This window comes from Blautia sp. MSK.18.38 (assembly GCF_024460535.1).
Taxonomy (GTDB): Bacteria; Bacillota; Clostridia; order Lachnospirales; family Lachnospiraceae; genus Blautia_A; species Blautia_A fusiformis.
Window position 1 is genome coordinate 48,100 of sequence record NZ_JANFYP010000017.1, and the last position, 19,826, is coordinate 67,925.

17 protein-coding genes, 2 pseudogenes and 1 CRISPR repeat array are annotated in these 19,826 nt (G+C 39.8%); of the genes and pseudogenes, 1 reads left to right on the plus strand and 18 read right to left on the minus strand.

Features of this window, described 5'->3' with window-relative positions:
• Positions 1-26: 26 nt before the first annotated feature.
• The 8 genes and pseudogenes from NE638_RS11545 to NE638_RS11580 form a co-directional block, all read right to left on the minus strand.
• Positions 27-2,057, minus strand: a complete 2,031-nt coding sequence (locus NE638_RS11545) for a M56 family metallopeptidase (protein WP_244092593.1) — start codon at positions 2,055-2,057, stop codon at positions 27-29.
• A gap of 4 nt (positions 2,058-2,061) precedes the next feature.
• The gene (locus NE638_RS11550; protein WP_008707144.1) at positions 2,062-2,430 is read right to left on the minus strand and encodes a BlaI/MecI/CopY family transcriptional regulator; all 369 of its coding nucleotides are present in this window, start codon (positions 2,428-2,430) and stop codon (positions 2,062-2,064) included.
• Positions 2,431-2,560: 130 nt separating this feature from the next.
• On the minus strand, positions 2,561-2,938 hold the full coding sequence (locus tag NE638_RS11555) for a TnpV protein (protein ID WP_008707145.1): 378 nt from the start codon (positions 2,936-2,938) through the stop codon (positions 2,561-2,563).
• A 55-nt stretch (positions 2,939-2,993) separates the two neighbouring features.
• A pseudogene (locus NE638_RS11560) lies at positions 2,994-3,119 on the minus strand (sporulation transcriptional regulator SpoIIID); the annotation flags it as partial.
• A gap of 89 nt (positions 3,120-3,208) precedes the next feature.
• Entirely contained in the window at positions 3,209-3,883 is a 675-nt protein-coding gene (locus NE638_RS11565; protein WP_118752649.1) for a TMEM165/GDT1 family protein, read from the minus strand.
• Between the two features lie 274 nt (positions 3,884-4,157).
• Entirely contained in the window at positions 4,158-5,099 is a 942-nt protein-coding gene (locus NE638_RS11570) for a TPM domain-containing protein (protein WP_173746217.1), read from the minus strand.
• Positions 5,100-5,155: 56 nt separating this feature from the next.
• A complete protein-coding gene (locus NE638_RS11575; RefSeq protein WP_173746218.1) occupies positions 5,156-5,722 on the minus strand; it encodes a LemA family protein in 567 nt (188 codons plus the stop codon).
• Between the two features lie 115 nt (positions 5,723-5,837).
• Entirely contained in the window at positions 5,838-6,782 is a 945-nt protein-coding gene (locus NE638_RS11580; protein ID WP_173746219.1) for a ketopantoate reductase family protein, read from the minus strand.
• A gap of 285 nt (positions 6,783-7,067) precedes the next feature.
• On the opposite strand from NE638_RS11580, the gene NE638_RS11585 reads away from it, so the two are divergent.
• A complete protein-coding gene (locus NE638_RS11585) occupies positions 7,068-8,156 on the plus strand; it encodes a pyridoxal phosphate-dependent aminotransferase (RefSeq protein WP_173746220.1) in 1,089 nt (362 codons plus the stop codon).
• 170 nt (positions 8,157-8,326) lie between these two features.
• Here NE638_RS11585 and NE638_RS11590 read toward each other — a convergent pair.
• From NE638_RS11590 to NE638_RS18445, 10 genes and pseudogenes are all read right to left on the minus strand, one after another.
• Positions 8,327-8,668: pseudogene (locus tag NE638_RS11590) on the minus strand (glycosyltransferase family A protein); the annotation flags it as partial.
• A 215-nt stretch (positions 8,669-8,883) separates the two neighbouring features.
• Positions 8,884-9,573: a CRISPR direct-repeat array (repeat unit 30 nt; unit sequence CTTTACATTCCACAATGTTTCTATTAATAC).
• 178 nt (positions 9,574-9,751) lie between these two features.
• The gene (gene cas2, locus NE638_RS11595; RefSeq protein WP_173746221.1) at positions 9,752-10,030 is read right to left on the minus strand and encodes a CRISPR-associated endonuclease Cas2; all 279 of its coding nucleotides are present in this window, start codon (positions 10,028-10,030) and stop codon (positions 9,752-9,754) included.
• A gap of 3 nt (positions 10,031-10,033) precedes the next feature.
• Positions 10,034-11,026 (minus strand): type I-B CRISPR-associated endonuclease Cas1b, encoded by a 993-nt coding sequence (gene cas1b / locus NE638_RS11600; protein ID WP_173746222.1) that lies wholly within the window; start codon positions 11,024-11,026, stop codon positions 10,034-10,036.
• A 27-nt stretch (positions 11,027-11,053) separates the two neighbouring features.
• Positions 11,054-11,548, minus strand: coding sequence for a CRISPR-associated protein Cas4 (cas4, locus tag NE638_RS11605; protein ID WP_173746223.1), 495 nt, complete (start codon positions 11,546-11,548; stop codon positions 11,054-11,056).
• Positions 11,549-11,558: 10 nt separating this feature from the next.
• Positions 11,559-13,958: a CRISPR-associated helicase Cas3' gene (gene cas3, locus NE638_RS11610; RefSeq protein ID WP_173746224.1), complete on the minus strand. Its 2,400-nt coding sequence runs from the start codon at positions 13,956-13,958 to the stop codon at positions 11,559-11,561.
• A 110-nt stretch (positions 13,959-14,068) separates the two neighbouring features.
• Positions 14,069-14,782, minus strand: a complete 714-nt coding sequence (gene cas5, locus NE638_RS11615; RefSeq protein ID WP_173741728.1) for a CRISPR-associated protein Cas5 — start codon at positions 14,780-14,782, stop codon at positions 14,069-14,071.
• Positions 14,760-15,641 carry a type I-B CRISPR-associated protein Cas7/Cst2/DevR gene (gene cas7i, locus NE638_RS11620; RefSeq protein ID WP_173746225.1) on the minus strand — a complete coding sequence of 294 codons (882 nt, stop codon included), beginning with the start codon at positions 15,639-15,641 and terminating at the stop codon, positions 14,760-14,762. The genes cas5 and cas7i overlap by 23 nt, the downstream gene beginning before the upstream one ends.
• A gap of 2 nt (positions 15,642-15,643) precedes the next feature.
• On the minus strand, positions 15,644-17,347 hold the full coding sequence (gene cas8a1, locus NE638_RS11625) for a type I-B CRISPR-associated protein Cas8b1/Cst1 (RefSeq protein ID WP_202031302.1): 1,704 nt from the start codon (positions 17,345-17,347) through the stop codon (positions 15,644-15,646).
• Positions 17,348-17,360: 13 nt separating this feature from the next.
• A complete protein-coding gene (gene cas6, locus NE638_RS11630; protein WP_173741726.1) occupies positions 17,361-18,083 on the minus strand; it encodes a CRISPR-associated endoribonuclease Cas6 in 723 nt (240 codons plus the stop codon).
• Positions 18,084-18,581: 498 nt separating this feature from the next.
• Positions 18,582-19,790 (minus strand): TatD family hydrolase, encoded by a 1,209-nt coding sequence (locus NE638_RS18445; protein ID WP_180212105.1) that lies wholly within the window; start codon positions 19,788-19,790, stop codon positions 18,582-18,584.
• Between the last annotated feature and the right edge of the window lie 36 nt (positions 19,791-19,826).

Here is a 19,826-nt window from a genome sequence, read left to right on the forward strand (position 1 = left end):
TCGTCCTCGTTTCATTTAATACTAACTTAATGTTTCGCCTCTGAAGTATATCCATCAAATGTTTCCGCTTCCGGATTAAATTCAGTAAATAATTCCTGCATTCTATTTTTGCTTACTTTTTGAAAGCTGCTGATCTTTCCACTTTTGTCTCTCGTTACTTCAATGTACATAGTTCCGTTGCTGTTAGAAAAGATTCCCCTTCCCTCATCATATAAATCTGCTATAATCTTACCATTATAAACCCAGTTTCCTTGAGCATCACAAGATACTCCATAATCAGCATACTCCTGTGGAACAGCAATATTAAGACCTTTTCCCTCTTCACTGCTATATTCGCCCATGTCATCAGCCGCTATGTTCTCACTTCCTCCTTCTTCAAAAACAGATCCTTTCATTTCATCTGCAGTTACAGCTTCTCCGCCGGAACTTTCAACCAATACTGCCGGTTCTGACCAAAAATCATCTGATAACGGTTCTGCCTTTACGTCTGTGATGGTGCCATAGTTTTCCCTTTGCACTTCAACTCGAAGCGTACCTCCACGTTTGGAACTTATTGTATAAGTACCCGGCTTAAACTCATCCCGGAAATATCCAATGGTCTTTCCATCATACATCAGAAATCCTGTTTCTTTCTGGTAAGTTATTCCCGCTTTTGCATATTCAGAAAGCTGTTCTTCGCTGAATACATTTTCATTACTGTCTTTATTTTCGGTGACCGTTTCTGCTTCCTGCTTCGCATATTCTATATTTTCCGGAGAATATGCCATTGTAATTCCCACTGCATCATCAGATGATTTCGACAACTTCATCCCATCTTTTATTTTTTGAAGATTATCCTCATAAAGTGCAATCGTCTCATCTACCTTTTCCTGTGTCCATACAAACCATCCGTCGCCGCCTGTATAAGCTTTTTCACCAATCATAGACTGCAGAACTTCTTTTTCCTCGTCCAGCCATTTCGCATACTCTTCTGCTGTCCACCATTCCACATCCGAACTTGAAAGTGATTCATCTTCCCGGATATTCACTTCGTTTAAAGCAACTGTTGTTTCACCGTTTTCTTGCGCTGTCTCTGTCTTTTTCTCCAAGGATGATGCGGAAGTTGCAAATCCACCTGTCACGCAAATTACCAATACTGCACTTATAATTACTGCAAACTTAGATGTCTTCTTTATCTTCATAATTGCTCTTATCCTCTCTTCAATCGCATTTTTACTGAAACTGTTACATAATGGTGTCAGTCCGCTCTTTTTTTCTTCCATAGATATTAAAGCAGTTGCATATACCGACTTTATATCCATTCCAAATCTACGGACTACGGTTTCGTCACAGGATAATTCCAAATCTCTGTTAAAAAGAATATACATTACCCACACAAGAGGATTAAACCAATGAATGCATACTGCAGCAATCATTATCAGCTTTGTAAGCATATCAAGCCGTCTGATATGCACATATTCATGTTCCAACACATAACGAAGCTGATAAATATTTTTCCATTCTGTATTTTTCGGCATTAAAATAACTGGGCGAATCACACCATAAGAAAGTGGTGCAGCTATGGTTTCTGTCTGCCGGATGGATAGACTCCTTTTTAGTGGATGTTTTTCCTTCCATGCTTCCAAAATATCATTTTCAACAGGCAGCGAAAATCGAAATTCCCGATAACATTTTATATAGGAAACCGCAAAAAATCCAAAACAAAGTAACAGACCTGCCAGCCATATTACACTCAAAATCGAAATGGATTCTGTTCTCTGTACCATAGCCTCTGATAATCCATTTGCTATCTCAGGCATATTCCCATGAATGGGTAAAAATGTTGTCGTTTGCGCCGTTCTCACTGGGTTTATATCAGAATAAATACTCTGCAACAGAGAATAAATACTTGTGACTGATTTTATGGAAAATGGAACTAATAACCGTATTAATGCAATCCACCATAAAATCAAAAATGTTTTCTTCGGTAATCTGTTGATAAGCACAGCCCTTAATACCACAATAAGTAAAATAATAACCGTTCCCAGAAAACTCATTTGCAGCAGGCTCATATACATCACCTCATTCCAATTCACTGACGATCTGCTTCAGGTTCTTAATCTGCTCCATAGAAAGTTTTTTTCTGCCAAGAAGTGCCGCAAACAACTTGTCAACAGATCCATCATATATCTTATCAATAAGTTCATCTGTTTCCAGATCCTGTACCTGTTCTTTTGCTATAAGCGCATGGCACATAAATCCCGGTTCCGTTCGTTCAATCGCGCCTTTATTGATACACCGCTTAATCAATGTATACGTTGTGTTTTTATTCCAGCCGACTTCTCTGTTTAAAGTATCTGCAACATATTTCGCTGGCACGTCACCATCCTTCCACAGAACATCCATTACCTTTAATTCCGAATCAAAAAGTTTGATATTTTCCTCTGTCACTTGTTTCGCCTCCTATAAGACTACAGTAGTCTGTTCTTGTTTTCAGACTACCACAGTCTTATAACATTGTCAATCATTTTCTGTCGCTAGGAAAAGAAAAACAGCCAGCCTTTCGGCTGACTGCTCCATACTAAATATAAACCATTTCGTTCAGTACAATTTCTTCTGCTCTGTTTCTAATATTATTACACCGTTGTACCCAAAGCATAGCATCTTTCCGCTTCAATTCCTCCGTCACTCCCTCAGCCGCTTTCATCTGATCAACAATACACGTAAACCGTTCCTCCGCTTGTTCGTCCAAATCCTCCAGATAGCTCCAAAGTTTTCCGGTCAGCAGTAAACTGGAATATCTACCGTAGCACTGCTTTTTCAGATACTCCCTGTGCATTCGTCCCCACTTACCGATAGATCGCTTTTCCTCCGGCAGCTTCAAGTCTGGGATATAATAATCCCCGACAAGTACATAATCAATGCCATTCTCCGTAATTCTTGTTTTCAAATCCTTCATGGTTCGTTCCTCCTTGGTTTTTCTTATTCTATTACCCAAACGAACCGTTCTATATTGTTACTTCCATATGTACCGTACTCTTACTGATCCCGAATTTCTTAGCTGCCTGCCGCACCGTAGCCTTTGTTTCAACAATATATCCTGCGATCTCAACTGCACGTTCTTCAATATAATCCTTCACTGCCAAGCCCCCGAAGACGCTTTTTTACAGTGTATGCGGAGGCTTTTTCAGGTATGAGCCCTATTCTGTGCAAAGCTCCTTATAATAATTTAATTCTTTTTCGCCTGCTTATAAAGCACAAGACAGACGATCACAAACACAACCGTAACCGCTACGGTAAGCGGAAGGATCATAGAAGAGCCCGCCCCGAGCAGAAGGCCAAAGCCCTGTCTCAGCGTTAGGATTCCAAAGATGGAAAAAATAACAAATGCAACTGTATTGAGGATTCCCTCCGGTGCCTTGCTTTTCAGAAGATATCCGATCAGAAGTCCGATCACATCCGCTGCAAAAAGTCCCAGTGAACAGGCAAGCCATACCACAACCGCTGAACTCAGTCCCTCATTGGCACCAAATGTAATTGCGGTAAGCTGTGTCTTATCCCCCAGCTCCGCAACAAAAAATGTACAGAATACAGACAGCGGTGCAAATTTGATCTTGCGATCCTTAACATTCTCCTCCTCATCATCGTCACCCTTCAGCGTTGTCACCGCAAAAAACAGGAACGCTGCACCTGCGATCAGACGGATCAGCCAGGTAGGGACCACGGTACTGATAATACCTCCTGCAAGCACTGCCAGTCCGTTGAGCACCAGGACAGCAACACCGGTTCCAAGCAAAATATCCTTCAGCTTGAACCTGGAAGTCATTGCCACCAGCATCAGCTGTGTTTTGTCACCCATTTCCGCAATAAACTGGGTAAAAAGCACTTTCATAAATAACAGCATTTTTCTTCTCCTTTGCATATTCATCCGCTCCGAAGCCATAAAAAAAGACCCACGTATACTCTATCTCTGTAACAGAAATAAAATATACATGAGTCTCATTCTTTAAGATTTGCCAGGTGCATGCACCAGTATGTTGACAAACCACGTCTACACGCGAATTACTCCCTCACGGAATTGATTTTCGTCATTGTAGCAAAGTTGAGAAATTTTGTCAAGAGCATTAGAAAGCTCCGCCTGTGCTGTACAAGAGAACCGGCGATTCCTGCCGACACCACTAGAAATCCCTGCCTGCACCGCCACCGCCGAAGCTTCCTCCGTCTCCGGAGCTTCCGCTGTCGTAGCTGTCATAATCATCATCTCTGTCATCGTCATTACCGGAACTTCCGCCGCTGCTTTTTCCCCCTCTTCCCAGGATCCAGCTCAGCGGAAACAGGGAATTAAAGAGCCGGTGCAGTACACTCATACGGCTGAAATTCTTTTTCCAGTAGTCTGCGGTATCCTTTCCCGACAATTTCATTATCAGGCCCTTCAGAACCAGAACCATAGTTACGATAAGAAATACAGGCAGCATCACGCACAGCAGATATGCGCCCACCATGAGCAAAACGATCATCACAAGCCCCAGCGCGATCTCCCAGACAGTTCCCTCATCCTCATCGTCGTCCACATCCTGCTGCACCTTCTCATATCTGGGAGCTGTTATCTTCTCCAGGCCGTATTCCTCACGGATCTCATTTAGCAGTGCATAATAAAGCTCCACGGTACCTTTTTCAAACTGATTGTCTTTATAGGAAGGAACTGCATATTCATCCAGAAGTCGTCCGGTCTTTGAATCAGGCAGCTTTCCCTCAAGACCGTAGCCGACAGATACCCAGACTTTACGGTCCGAAACCGAAAGGACAATCAGGACACCATTATTTTTCTTCTTTGAACCAATTCCCCATTTGCGGCCGGTTTCCACTGCATAATCACTGATGTCTTCCCCATCGGTGGTATCCACGGTAAGGACAACCAGCTGCGCTGTGGTATCCTCATACAGCTGCTCACCAGCCTTGCAAAGCTCTTCCTTCCAGGTATCGCTGAAAACCCCTGCATAATCATTAACATAGAATTCTTTTGTGGCAGACGGGATCTCCCCGAAAGCTGCCAGCGTACTTCCGGACAGCGTCAATACAAAAGCCAGCAGCACAGCCATCCGTCCGATCCATTTTTTCATAGGATATTCTCCCTCTATCCATTCTTTCATTTCATCAGAACAATGGTCTGATCTTATCACTCTGCCAGCATATCCCCTACATCCAGCGTATCTGCTGCTGAATCATCGGCCTCAAAATATGACGCCTTCTCAAAGCCAAGCATGGAACCAAATACATTCCCGGGGAATTTCACAAGCCTTGTGTTATAAGCTTTCACAGCCTCATTATAATCTTTTCTCGCTACAGAGATCCGGTTTTCACTTCCGGACAGTTCATCCATCAGGCCCACATAAGTAGTATTGCTTTTCAGTTCCGGATAATTTTCCACCACAACCTTCAGACCGGAAAGTGCACTGTCCATCTGCTGATCTGCCTCAGATTTCTCTTCCACGGTATCTGCATTCATCAGCTGGTCCCGCGCCTCCAGAACCCTGTCAACAACCTCCGTCTCATGCTTCGTGTAACTTTTTACCGTGCTGACGAGATTCGGGATCAGATCTGCACGTCTCTGCAGCATGGTATCCACATCAGCCTCTGCAGTTTCCACAGCTTCTTTACTTCCGGCAAGCCCGTTGTAACTGAGCATAAGTCCTCCAGCAAGGACCACGATCACTGCAATAACAGCCAAAAATACTTTCTTCATCTCTTTTCCTCCCTTCCGGTATCACAGATAACCTTTCAGCCTGCGATACAGAATTTTTTATATCCCCATTGTACCAGAGCATACAGGATTCCACCAGAAAAACTCACCTTTTCGGTCAGAATTTTTCTGCCATTTCCATAAGTCCCTGATATATTTTTTCGGAAAGCGGAATGGAAACACCAAGTCTCTTCGCTTCTTTCACAATATAGCCGCTGAAGGTTTCCAGCTCCGTCTGTTTTCTCCGGATGCGAAAATCTCTCTGCAGGGAGCTGGTTGCATTATCTGCATGTACATGGCGGAATTTATAGATCACCTCATTGATGTGCTCATCCGTCAGCGCAACCCCCTTGGCCTGACCTACACTGGCAGCTTCCCATACAAGCTTCTCATACTGCTGCGCTTTCACCGGATCTCTGCGGAGCTCCCCGATGGTATTATCATAAAAAGCAGTCATCACATTAAAGGCACAGTTGAGGATATACTTTCTCCAGATCTCCACCTCGATATCCCCCTGATCCTTATAGTCAATATCCGCACCTTTCAGGATCCCTGCCACTTCTGCAACTTTCTTCTGCTGCCGTTCATCCGCATCTTTGATTCCAATACAAAGCCACGTAAACGTATCCTGCTGGGAAATGGAAAAATCCTCATTGGCAAAAGCCACCGTATAGATCAGCGAATCCACTACCGTTCCCTTACCAACCAGACGGCGGATGTTTTCTCCCGGGTCCACACCATTCATCACAGGAATGATCACTGTGTCATCCGTGACCATGTCCCGGATACTTTCGCACACCTCAGCCAGAGAATAATTTTTTACACAGATAAAAATATAATCCTGCTGTCCCATATCCTGAATTGGAACTACCCGCTCTGGCTTCGCCACGATCTCACCCTTATAATCACTGTGAAGCACCAGGCCTTTTTTCCGGATGCTCTCTGCCCTGGCGCCACGTGCAACCATCGTCACATGCGGATACGCCTTCGCCAGCAGCCCGGCTATGTAACCACCAACACCACCAATTCCGATCACTGCGATCTTTTTCTCTTCTGTATTCATATTTTCTGTTTCCTTTCCTGCTGTTTCTCCCTGAAAACTTACCCGCCCCGGAAAAAATGTGGATATTCGCGGTCCGCATTAACAAACAGCATGGATATTCACAATCTACATTCGCTACCTGCTCATTGTATCAAATATTCCCATACATTTCCAGAAATCAATTTTCAATAATATCCTATTCGAAAAAAATACAGAAACTTTTTATCCCGTCTTTTTTTGTCCCGGATTCTGATGTATACTGGATATAAATTTTTTACAAAAAAATAAAAATGTGAGGTGACAAAAATGGATACCAAACCCGTTTTTCACGGAAGTGATATAGAAAAGATCTGCAGCTACTACAATCTGAAAAAAGAAAACATCGTCAAATTCGGTGCAAATGTCAATCCTCTGGGACTTTCCCCAAAAGCCGGCAGAGCCATTGCAGAACACGTGGATATCCTTTCCTCCTACCCGGACAGAGAATACACATCCCTTCGGAATACGATTTCCAGCTACTGCAATATTCCCGCTGATTTCATCCTTCCGGGAAACGGCTCCAGTGAGCTGATCTCCCTTCTGATCCAGGAGCGTGCCCCGAAGCACACTCTGATCCTTGGGCCTACCTATTCTGAATACTCCAGAGAGCTCTCCTTCTCCGGAAGTACCCAGGAATACTACCACCTTCAGGAAAGCAATGATTTCGAGCCGGACATTCCAGATCTCTGCCGGAAGCTGGAGCAGGGCTATGATTTTCTCATCCTCTGCAACCCCAACAATCCGACCTCCTCTGCCATCACCCAGGAAGAGCTTCGCAGACTTATCGGTTTCTGTGCAGAAAAAAATATCTTCGTGATGATCGACGAAACCTACGTGGAATTTGCCCCGGATATCAACGCCATCACCGCAGTTCCGCTGACACGGGAATTCACCAATCTCATGGTACTCCGCGGCGTATCCAAATTCTTCGCTGCTCCCGGAATGCGCCTGGGCTACGGCATCACCGGAAATATGGAATTTCTTGCAAAAATGCGCGAAAAACAGACACCATGGTCACTTAACAGCCTTGGTGCCTTTGCAGGAGAGATCATGCTGCAGGATGAAGATTATATTAAAGAAACCAGAAATCTGGTCCTTTCCGAACGCGACCGGATGATCCGGGAGCTGAGGGATACAGACACCTACAAAATCTATCCCGCCTATGCAAACTTTATCCTGCTCCGAATCCTGAAAAACGGACTGACCTCCTATGACGTATTTGAAGCCTGCATCAGACAAGGCATGATGATCCGTGACTGTTCTTCCTTCCAGTGCCTGGACGGGGAATTTGTACGATTCTGTATTATGATGCCGGAGGATAATTCACGGCTTGTTAAAGTGCTGAAATCGCTGTAAAAACAATACAATACGATCCTGGATTTCCGGATCCCCTGTTTTATGTCTCCGGTGCCTGACAGACTCGGCTCTACCTCAGTGATGGGATACATGACAAATTCTACATCAACGTAGTAGCAGTTTTCATCGATCTTCCGCCCCGCCTGTCTGGCAGGCTCCGTCCCTTCCGTTTCAAGGCAGTCCACCAGCCTGCAGAAAGCATCCCTTTCTACCCAGTCATCACTGTCCAGGATCTTCACATACTCACCGGACGCCATCATAAGACCTGTGTTGATCGCTGAACCATGACCACCATTCGCCTTATAAATGATCCGTAAGGTATCCGGATACTGCTCCACAAACTCATACGCGATCTCCGCAGAACCATCCTTGGAGCCCTCCAACACCACCAGCACCTCGATCCGGTCCAGCACCTCCCCGATTACCAGAGATTCCAGACACTGCCGGATATATTTTTCCATATTGTAGACAGGTACGATCACCGTCAGAACTTTGTCCATACTGCTATCCATCTCTCTTCCCTTACACGAACTCTGATATATGAGCTCTGATCTGCCAGCCAGCTTCTTCAGATTCAGATCTCATCAACTCCTGAAACTGCTTTATCTGCGTATATTATCGGGATGGAAAAATTGGAATACAATGGACTTTGCGAAGGTTTAACGTGGGGTTAACATTAAGGGGGGGAAATGGGGAAGAATGCCTATGTAAAAAATTGTTCTTGATCTTTGACACTCCATAATGTTTCTATTAATACTAGCCGGAACACTCAAGACAGGTCAAAGCAATCCCGACTTTACATTCCACAATGTTTCTATTAATACGCAAAGAAAAATCCACCTGTAGATGGTCTACTGACTTTACATTCCACAATGTTTCTATTAATACTAGCAGCGGCACGAGTGGACAGTCAAAGAAAGAGTCTTTACATTCCACAATGTTTCTATTAATACTAAGTTCATTTCTTTTCGTCTGTTCTCCATGCCCTGCTTTACATTCCACAATGTTTCTATTAATACATGGAGACGAAGAGGACTGCTGACAATGGTGGATGATGCTTTACATTCCACAATGTTTCTATTAATACAGCTTCTGGAAGTGGCCAGGCAGCAGGTACTTCCGACTTTACATTCCACAATGTTTCTATTAATACAGATATTGACTGGGGAAATAAAGAAGTGATTATATACTTTACATTCCACAATGTTTCTATTAATACGTTATCCAGGCGAACCGGTTCAGAGAAAAAACGGACCTTTACATTCCACAATGTTTCTATTAATACGAAACCAGGGAAGCTATCCAGGGCGTAAACTACAACACTTTACATTCCACAATGTTTCTATTAATACGTGTTTGGTGAACATCTTGAGATTACTGTAAGCTTCTTTACATTCCACAATGTTTCTATTAATACCCGTGCTCCACATTCACCTATAATACATCGTTTATTTTACCATTTTCTGTCGACCTTGTCATTTACAATTATTTTATACACAAAATAGATATTATAACACTCTATAAAACTTCCATTTTCCTTATAAATAAAGGCTTTGTCAACCTCCCGGGATTTTTCCCATATCGTAGGTTGACAATTACAAAATAAAATTGGTTGCATCATCTTTCCGTCCCCAGAATTCCTTATCCAACCATTTTTCCTGCCTTGATTTAAAAATAATCACAGAATCCAATTCTTTATCTATACAGAACTTAAATTCCTGTTGTAACTGTGCCAACTGAGCCTTAGAAATTTCACCTTCAAAAACAGAATTCTGGATATGCGTTAAATACCTTTTACAAATCTTAAAAATCCTCGACCAACGCTTCGAACCATTTTCCTGCTGACTTACATCATAAACCAAAACTACATACATAATTCACCACCATATCCTGAAACCTTCATATTCTTTTTCACCAAGCAGATGCTTTATCAACTTATAGCACTCCAACCGAAGTAAATACTGATAAGAAACCTGCCTTCCCAAATTCTTGTGCATCACAGTTTTTTTAAGATTCTTTTCAAGTTCAGATACAATCAGTTTAGAAGCATCTTTTTTCAAATGAAGAAAATTTAGTTCCTTCGTAAAACTATCCTCCGTAATCTGATTCCGATTTAACAACGAGAAAATCAACCTGTCACCAATCAATGGTTTAAACACTTCCGCAATATCCAGACTCAATGAAAACCGTCTTGCTCCAGGTTCATGCAGATAACTGATCGTAGGATTCAACTGTGTATGATAAATCTCGCTAAGCACTTTCGTATAAATTAGTGTATTTACAAAAGAAATCAAAGAATTAATCATGTTATCTGGTGGATGCATTACACGCTTTTCAAACTGAATCTCCTGATTAACAATCACATTCCACGCAGCATAATATCTTCTCCTGATGTTCCCCTCAATTCCCATCAGCTCTTCAATCGTTGTCACACTACTTAGCTGTTTACGAAGAGAATCCACATCTCTGAGATATTCCGACACATCTTTTCCCCGTCCATTATAATACCGGAGATTCCGATAAATACCATCTGCTGCCGCCTCTATAAATTTTCTTGCAAGAACCAGCCTTTTCTCATAATCTGTATAATAGCTGACCTGCTTCACCAACAGCTGGCCCGCCAGCAGACTTTCTCTCGGATAATAACTTCCCATATAAAAATTATAATAATTGAAAAAATGCATCGGAATCCCGTACTGAGATATGTAATCAATAAACTTCGTATTAAACGACATCTCAGACATAACATAAATATCTGAAATCCGCTCAATAGGAATATCCCGCTTCTCACCATCATAATTTGTAAACTGAAGCGTATTATCTTTCCGTTTCAAATCCCCGTTATTATAAACATAAAAACTTTGCTTCATGCTTTTCCCCCGATACAAATCCAGAGTTTATATAGTACATAAATCATAATAAGCACATTTTTTACATAATTTACTATTACCAGAAACCGGCATAATCTCCTGATGTTTAATATCTGTAATCTCAGTAATAATCCGTTCCAGAATTTCCACATCTTTTTCCGACAATTCAACAATTATCGACTTCTTCAGCAACGGATAATCAATCTTCCCTTTAAGTCCGCTCACCCCTCGTTTCTGCAAATAATAAAGATAATACTTCACCTGCCAGATTCCAGCATCTTCCACCGCCTTACTCTTCTTAATCTCATGCAGTTCCTTATGCTCACTAATAAAATCAATATTTATAATATCATCGATATTTACATGTTTATCCTTTTTCTTATAACTGCTCTCATCCAGAATCTTACCAAGCATTACATCTTCATTCTCCGTTTCCATCCGAATATCATGACAAAAATACCATAATTTCCGCTTACAGACGAAATAATAATAAATCATCACACCAGTGATTCTCTCATCCATACATTTTCTCCTACATAAAATATCCACACTGCTCAAGAATCTCAGATGTCAACAATCCCTGACCTTTTCCTGTTTTAGGATCAAATTCATATTTATATTCTGTACGATGAATATCTGTAACTTTTTTGCAATTTTTAAAACCAACAGAAACTCTATCTACATTTTCCGGATATTTATTCCTGTAAATACTTAAATTTAATGTCATATCCTCCAACTTAGATCTTATAAGACTTTTAGTTTCTTTACTCACATTGGATTTTCTCAGAAAATCTGTTCCACATTCAAACAAATCCATTTTTTCTTGATAAATCTCTTCCGGTACAACTGTTACACTATTGATTTTCCTTATTTCAGCATCCTTCAGTTTATAATCTACAGGATGAATCTCCGAAAGTTTGTTCAGACATTTCTCAATTTCTTCATAATAGCCTGTTCCCTTTATTTCATCTGAATCATAAACCTGATTCATATATATCGTTTTCATGCTTTCTACAAACTCTAAATTTTCATACTGAGCAAGCAATTTAAGCGAACGATCATACATAACCGAATCATAAATGCCATTTTTTCCAACGCCATTTCTATTATCATATATGATAACATTTGCTTCTTCCGGAAAATATCTTCCTTTTCTGTTACAACGCCCCATTCTCTGTAAAAGACTATCTGCTGTACACATCTCCGTATGAAGTACATCAAAATCTATATCCAGACTCGCTTCCACAATCTGCGTTGTTATCCATATGCCAGCTTCTTCTGATTCCGCAAAATCCATAATCTGTCTTTCCAGAAAAGCTCTGTCTCTTCTTATATAACGCGAATGCAACAAATAAACATTTTCTGATTTTTCCTGCATTTCTTTATAAATCTTTTGTGCTCGGGAAACTGTATTACAGATAACCAAAATCTTTTTATTTCTGCCCTGCTCTAATATTTCATCAATATCCATTTCTGATTTTCTAATCCGAATCTTATGTCGCACAACCTGATTTGTTAAGTATTCTTCTCCTGTAAAATCCTTAAAAATATACTGTTTATTTTCTATCAAACCATTTTCTTCCATAAAATGCTTAAGAACTGGCGGAAATGTTGCCGTGATAATTGCAAAACGCCCTCCCATTTCCTGGATTGTCTTTAATCCATATATAATAATCGCAATAACTGCCGGTTCATATGATTGAATTTCATCCAAAATTAATTTAGAATACTTCAAAGTTGCTGCAAAAATTTCTGTCCCTAATGCTTTATAAACAAATTTAAAAAGCTGATCAACCGTACAAACGGTTAATGGCTGTGCAAGCATTCTTGCACGATCATATTTTTCATTAATGTCTAAATCATTTTCTTTATACTCTTTTAAGTACATTGCCATACTGTCAGAATGTAACAACGCAACATTCTCATAAGAATAATTATTTTTAATACGAGAATAAATTGCATTAGAAGATACCTTCAATGGAAGAGTATAAAATCCTTTTTCTCCATTAAGCCATAACAATGCTGCTTCTGTTTTACCAGAACCTGTAGGTGCTACAACAACCAAATTTTCATTTCTGTGTTCCATCATAAATTTCTGTGAAGGCCGCAATTCTTTATTCTGAAGATAAACTTCTATATTTTTTTTCAGTTTTTTCTCTCGCAAATCTGGCGCAATTTCTGCCCTCTCATACCCTGCACTTACTGTGTAATCAAATTTATTAAGCAAGCCCTTGATCAAAAGATACTCTTCCCACATCTTAGGTTCAATTGGAGTTTCACAGGCATAAGAATTATTGCGATACAACAATTTATTCTGGTTACTACAATATAATTTTTTGATATCCTTCTTTAAATATTCGCTTATCTGTTCTGCATAGTATTTTGCTGCATATTCCTGGATTTCATCTCCCTCATAAATGTCTTCTCTATCGTGATGATGATATACCGCTGTGATAAATGGTCTGAAATCTGCTTCTGAAAATAATTCCGATAATTTTTTGAATTCATTTCTTGATATGGTAACTGCGCTTAAAAATCCATGCGGAATCTGTGTAATCCGTCCTATATCAGAATATTGTTCTTTAACCTGAGCTGAATTTACTAACCCCTGAAAAATCAGATTCGCTTTTCCCCAATCATGCATTCTACAAGCTTCTATAACCAAACATTTTTCTTTTTCTGTAAAATATTCGCCATATTCCTCAAAAAACAACTCTGCACATTTTACAATGTCATTCTGATGTTCCTTTAACGTTTTCTGTCCCTCTTCTTCTGTATCCTGCAAATGAGATATATTATTTCTGATAATTTTAAGATCTGTTTCTGTAAATTCACCTTCAAGATTCATTATAAGATCTTCTAGTTCATTTTTGACTTTATCTATCTCTCCCTGAGTCAAGATCTTTTGTCTGGATTTTGCATAATACTCCATAGCTTTCTCCTTCCGGAGGCAGGATATTTGTCCTGCCTCCTTGTAAACCTATCCATAATCCACCGCATTTCCAAACCAATCTCATTGCTGATAACTTTCTTATTTGTTAATCAGCAAAATATCAGCGCTGCATCTTTCTCAAAATCATCCACATACGCTCCTTCGTCTATTACTACTCCTTCAGAACAATAATAAGCCTTTACTCTTCCATTTTCTTTTTTCCAGCGGCGCAACCCCTGTTTTGTAATTTCATATTCTTTTGTAAGATTATATATTGTTCCGCGTCTGGCCCCCAACTCACTTCCGTAACTCACCGGTATATACATATCTCTCTTTATTGCCACTTCATCTTCCTGATGAATATTCACAATATCCACCCGCTCAATATCCAGCAGATCTTCATATCGTCCAAGTGATAAATATCTTGGCGGATATTTCAGTGAATTATATACTTTCTCAAAATCTTCCTCTTCTGGAATTGCATGTATCACCATATCATTGTCACAGACCAGTTCAACATTGGCAATTCCTCTGAAAATTCCATATTTTTCTCCATCTTCAACACAGATCTGATGTCGTCCTTCTTCATATTTCGTACCTGCTGAAAATGAATATCTTGTATAAAGTTCTGATACCGTCCCACTATTTGTTCCTTGTATGCAGAGCTTCATTGGATGAAATTCTGTATAACCACAAGCTGCATGGATCATCCCAAGAACTGTAGAATATGGCGGAAGAGGAAACGTCTCTTTAATAATAAAGCTTCCGGGTTTTCTATAATTTACAAGATTCTGGAAACACTTAATCCTGATTGCCCTCTCCATAATACTGCTCCACTTCCTTTTTCAGATGATTAAATACTGCATCTACTGATTCTGCTTTTAATACATCTTTTAATTTATCTTCATTATCAAAAATACCCGCTGTAACACCTGCATACGTATAATTTCTGATATTATCATCCTCAAGTAATTCCTGCAGTGTACTTACATTAATCTTATTTGCATCTACTTTTACTCTGTTCTCAAAAAATGGATTTTTTCTGCTGTATCTGCCTCCAATTATAAATAATGGACTGAGATTTTCTCTTCTTCCTTTAATATCTCTGTACAAATAATGAACAGAATCCAGGAGAACTTTCACTCTTTCCGCTTTATCCTCTTCTGCAATATTAATTTCACCATCTACACCAACTCTGTCCAGATCTATAGACATAGTATAAGAATAATAAGAACGATGCATCTCACTCTGAGCAATTCCATTCGGCAGATTTCCTCTCAAAGCAAGCCCCATATTTGTCAAAAATTCAAGATTTCCCTGAAATGGTTCCAGCGCAATAGCATTACTGAGTCTAGCAACTGCACTTCTTGTAGAAGCTCCACCATTCTGGTCTTCTCCTTTGGATGTTGTTTTCATATATCCAAACAGATCAATCTCCGGGTAATCTTCAATTGTTGCAGAGGGAGCAAACTGTACTACTCCACTTTTTCCATCTACAGGCGTTGTATCCCATTTTGCCTGCTGTACCATGTTGTATCTCAGTGCCTGCCTGGAAATATAAGAATACTCTTCATAGTTTCCTCTGGTCATTTTTTTCAGTGATGAAATATTTCCAATTCCTTCCCCATAGTTCGCACTTTCTGCCAGAAAAATTACTGTAAATGTTAAACCTTCTCTTTTCATAATCATGCTTCCTCCTTCTTAGGCTCGTAAGATCCTACTAATCCCATTACAAACGCATATCCATATTCTGTAAATTTCTGTTTGTCATTTAACATCTGAACAAATCCAGTCGGTATCAAAAGTTCATGTCCATCCTCATTTCTCTTGGAACCATATGCACTGTACAAACGCATTACAACATCCATAAATTTATTTACGTTTCTTACAGCTAAAGCATTTAACAACTGATATTCAATACCTCTCAAGCCTTCACTGGAAGTCATACCCTTTGCAACCATAATTGCTTTTCTCAAATCCGCTCCACTTTTTTTCATAGCTCCACAGCTCATAGAAATCTCCCTTCTTTTATCTCTATCCGAAGAATATGCTACTACAAGTTCCGTCCAAAGTTGCACCTCATATACCCAGAAAATATAAAAATTCTTCGATTCTTCTTTTATATTTTCTTTAAATAGACAATTTAACAACTGATACTGTTCCCGATGTTGTAAAAGATTCATAACCACTGTTTCATGTATATTTACAAAATTATCTCTAACTTTCGTAACCGGAGCTTTGGCTAAAGCAGTTAATGCATCAGATATTCTTGGTTCCCGGATAATTTCTATTATTCTTCTGTGAATAATGCTCAATACATATCTGGCATCTGCACTTACTCCGCGTAAGATTACTTGGACATTTGATAATTCCTTCTGTTTCTCTTTCAGTAAAATATTGATTGTCTCTGCAAACCACTGAGAATATTTTTTATTTTCAGTTTTTTCTCCTTCTTCATCTATTCTTCCTTTTTTATGATTTGCATATAACAAAGTACTAATGCTATCATTTATATTTACAAAAACAAATTTGTTTGCATACAACCGGAATCCCAGAGGACTGAGCGCATATATAAAAGCACAACCCGGACAAAGAAAAGCATCTACTTTACAATTCCAAAACGCAGATCGTTTTCTTGTAAAATCATCTCCAACTTCATTCATAAATGCTATTGAAACCTTTTCTTTCGGTCCTATTGGATCACCACAATCAATACAGAGATCTTTTGACTTCTTATGATCCGCACTCAGATACTTTCGAAATGGTTCGGAAAAATCTTTTTCAAACACCTCTCGCATATCTTTTTTTGCATTAGGACGTAAAAGAAAACATTTTCCATTCCAGAACCGATTTATATAAGTATATATGATACTTTTCATTGCAAAAGTTTCGCTGCATTCCGGCTGATTTATAAAATCCAGAAGTTCTTCTAATCTGTTTTTCAGTTCTTCTGCTGACAGTTTATCACTAAGTTTATTTTTTTTTAATTTCTCATAGATTTCCGGATTTTCAATTTTCTTTTGAATATTTGCAAAACCAGCCTGATAGCTGTTTGACTGCAGCTTGTCATTGATAAATTTTAAATCATCTTTTTCCTGTTTTCCCGGATTCCAATTTTCAGCTTCTATTTTTTCAATACATATTTGAATTTTATCCTTAATTCCCTGATACGTGCTGAATGGTCCAAAATACCTGATAAAGGCTTTAAAATACATATCCGTCCAGTCAGCATTCTGTGCAAAATCCATGCTGACCCACAATGCCTGATCATCCTCGGAATGACCAAAATCAATATTTTCTCTCGCCCCTGCTGTTTCAAGCATGTAATGAAATCCCACAATTCCGGCATTCTTCAGGAAATCACCAAGAGTAATCACATATTTTTCCATGATAATTTACCTCCTAATATATGACTTCCCACATCCCTTTTCCAATCGATCTTCTTGTTCCCAATCCTGCCGCACGCAGAAAATTCAATAGTTCTAAATTTCCTGTTATCTTATATATCCCGATACTTCCATCTACTAAGCGACCCCATGTCCTTGTTACCACTTTTTTCCCTTTCAATGGGGTTATTGAAAAATCACTAATATCCATTTCCAAATTCAATTTTTCAAGAAAAATACTCAGATTTTCCTTCACCATTTCTCCAAATTCCAGATCTTTACATGTGTAATACTTATCACTATTATTTATAGAATCATGCTTACGAACAATAAGTGCACTCCTCATTTTTATAATAAGTTCTGTATCCTGTATTTCTGGAATGTTTCGTATCTTTACTGCCATCAATCGCATAGAGTTCTGATTCATAGAATATGGCTTATATTTCATAAGTATAAATGCATTATAAAATTCAATCAGTTCCCCTATGTCTGCATCTGAAAATGTCATAGTAAATCGGTTCTGGTTAAGTAATGTTTTTTCCTGTGTAAATCTTGCCCCAGGCAGGTATGTTGCCCAGGTATATTTTTTTAATATGGACGAATTTTTATTATAAAGCTTTTCAAAAAGTGCCGGAGAATAATTCTCTATTGTTGCTTTCAGAAAGCTTACCAAAACCTTGTCCAGTTCTGCCGGAATTTCAGTTGTCTCCAGCTGAAATTCCAATTTTAATTCATTCATCTTGTTCCTCCCCTCTATGGTAATTAATTAAATTGTTTTCCTTCTTCTAAAATATCATATATCACAGCCTAAATCAATACGTAAAATAGATAACATTCTAATGGCACTAATATTTTTTTCTTTAATTTTATGCTTATATCATATATAATATATAAAGAATAGGATTAACATTTTGGAATGTAAATTTAGATTGTTAACTATTAATCTATAATTTCTATAATAGCCCCATATTGGAACCCTGACAAAAGAAATTCCCCGTGGTGGTAAACTTTCGTGTCAACCATGCGCCGCCGGTACTGACAAGAGCTTTCTTTTAAGTTCTGAGAGATGCAGGAGAATGGCACGCCTGCCGGGTGATTTCCTTGTTGATCTGAAAAGGAGTCGTTGTTAAACAGATGTTTCATCTACTATACAACGGCTCCTTCTTCATTTCATATTACTAAACTCAAATGAACATTCGGCTATTTGCTCATAACAAAGCACTTTTTCCCAAGTTTATCAAATTAAATTCAACACCTTCAACGCATTACTCTCCGTCACAGCCACAACCTCCTCGCAGCTGATTCCCTTAATCTCCGCAATGGTCTTCACAACCTCCGGCAGATACAGGGAGCTGTTTCTTTTTCCACGGTTCGGCACAGGTGCCATGTAGGGGCAGTCGGTTTCAAGCAGGATCTGATTCAGCGGCGCATACTCTGCCACCTCTTTCAACTTCCGGGAATTCTTAAAAGTAACCACTCCACCGATTCCCAGATAAAGTCCCATATTCAGATACTCTCTTGCAATCTCCTTACTATAGGAAAAGCAATGGATAATTCCACCATACATCTCGTCCTTCATATATTCTTTCACGATATTCAGCGTATCCTCCGCAGCGTCACGGCTATGAATGATAAACGGAAGCTTTTTCTCACGGGCAATGTCCATCTGCTGGCGGAATACCTTCTGCTGGAGAAGATGCTCTTCCTTCTCCTTATGCCAGTAATAATCCAGGCCGATCTCGCCTACAGCTACCGTTTTTTCCATGTCACAATATCTGCGGATCTCATCCAGCACAGCTGCATCCACCTTATCCGCATCATCCGGATGAACACCCACTGCGCCATAAACAAAAGGATACTTCTCAACCAGATCATAAACCCGGTCAAAATGTCCCACAGAAGCACACACATCCACAATATGCCCGATCCCGTTCTCCTGCATACTATCCAGCATGGCAAAACGATCCTCATCAAAAGCCTCATCATCGTAATGTGCATGAGTATCAAAAATCATAGCTTTATCCACAGTCATCTCGTCACCGACGGAAACTTTTCCACCTTTCAGCACTCTTGTAAACACACCTTCCCGGGGCATGATGCACTCACCCATCTTCTGAAAAATAGCACAGCCATTGTGGCACTCCTTTCCGATCTGAGTCAGCTCCAGCACAACCTCACCACAACGAAATCTGGTGCCAACCGGAAGCTTTGCAAAATAAATCCCTTCCACAACCAGATTCTCACCAAAAGCACCATCCTCAACCTCTGCGCCCTTTGCACGAAATGCATCGATCTTTTCACCGGAAAGAAGACTCACCTGCCGATGCCACTTCCCAGCATGAGCATCCCCCTCAAGCCCCCAGTCCTCCACAAAAACCGCAGACCCGACATTCTTCTTCTGTGTTCCTTTCTTCTCACTGATACAAACCGCAAGTACTTTTCCCATAGCAAACTCCTATTAATCACACATCATTACCAAATT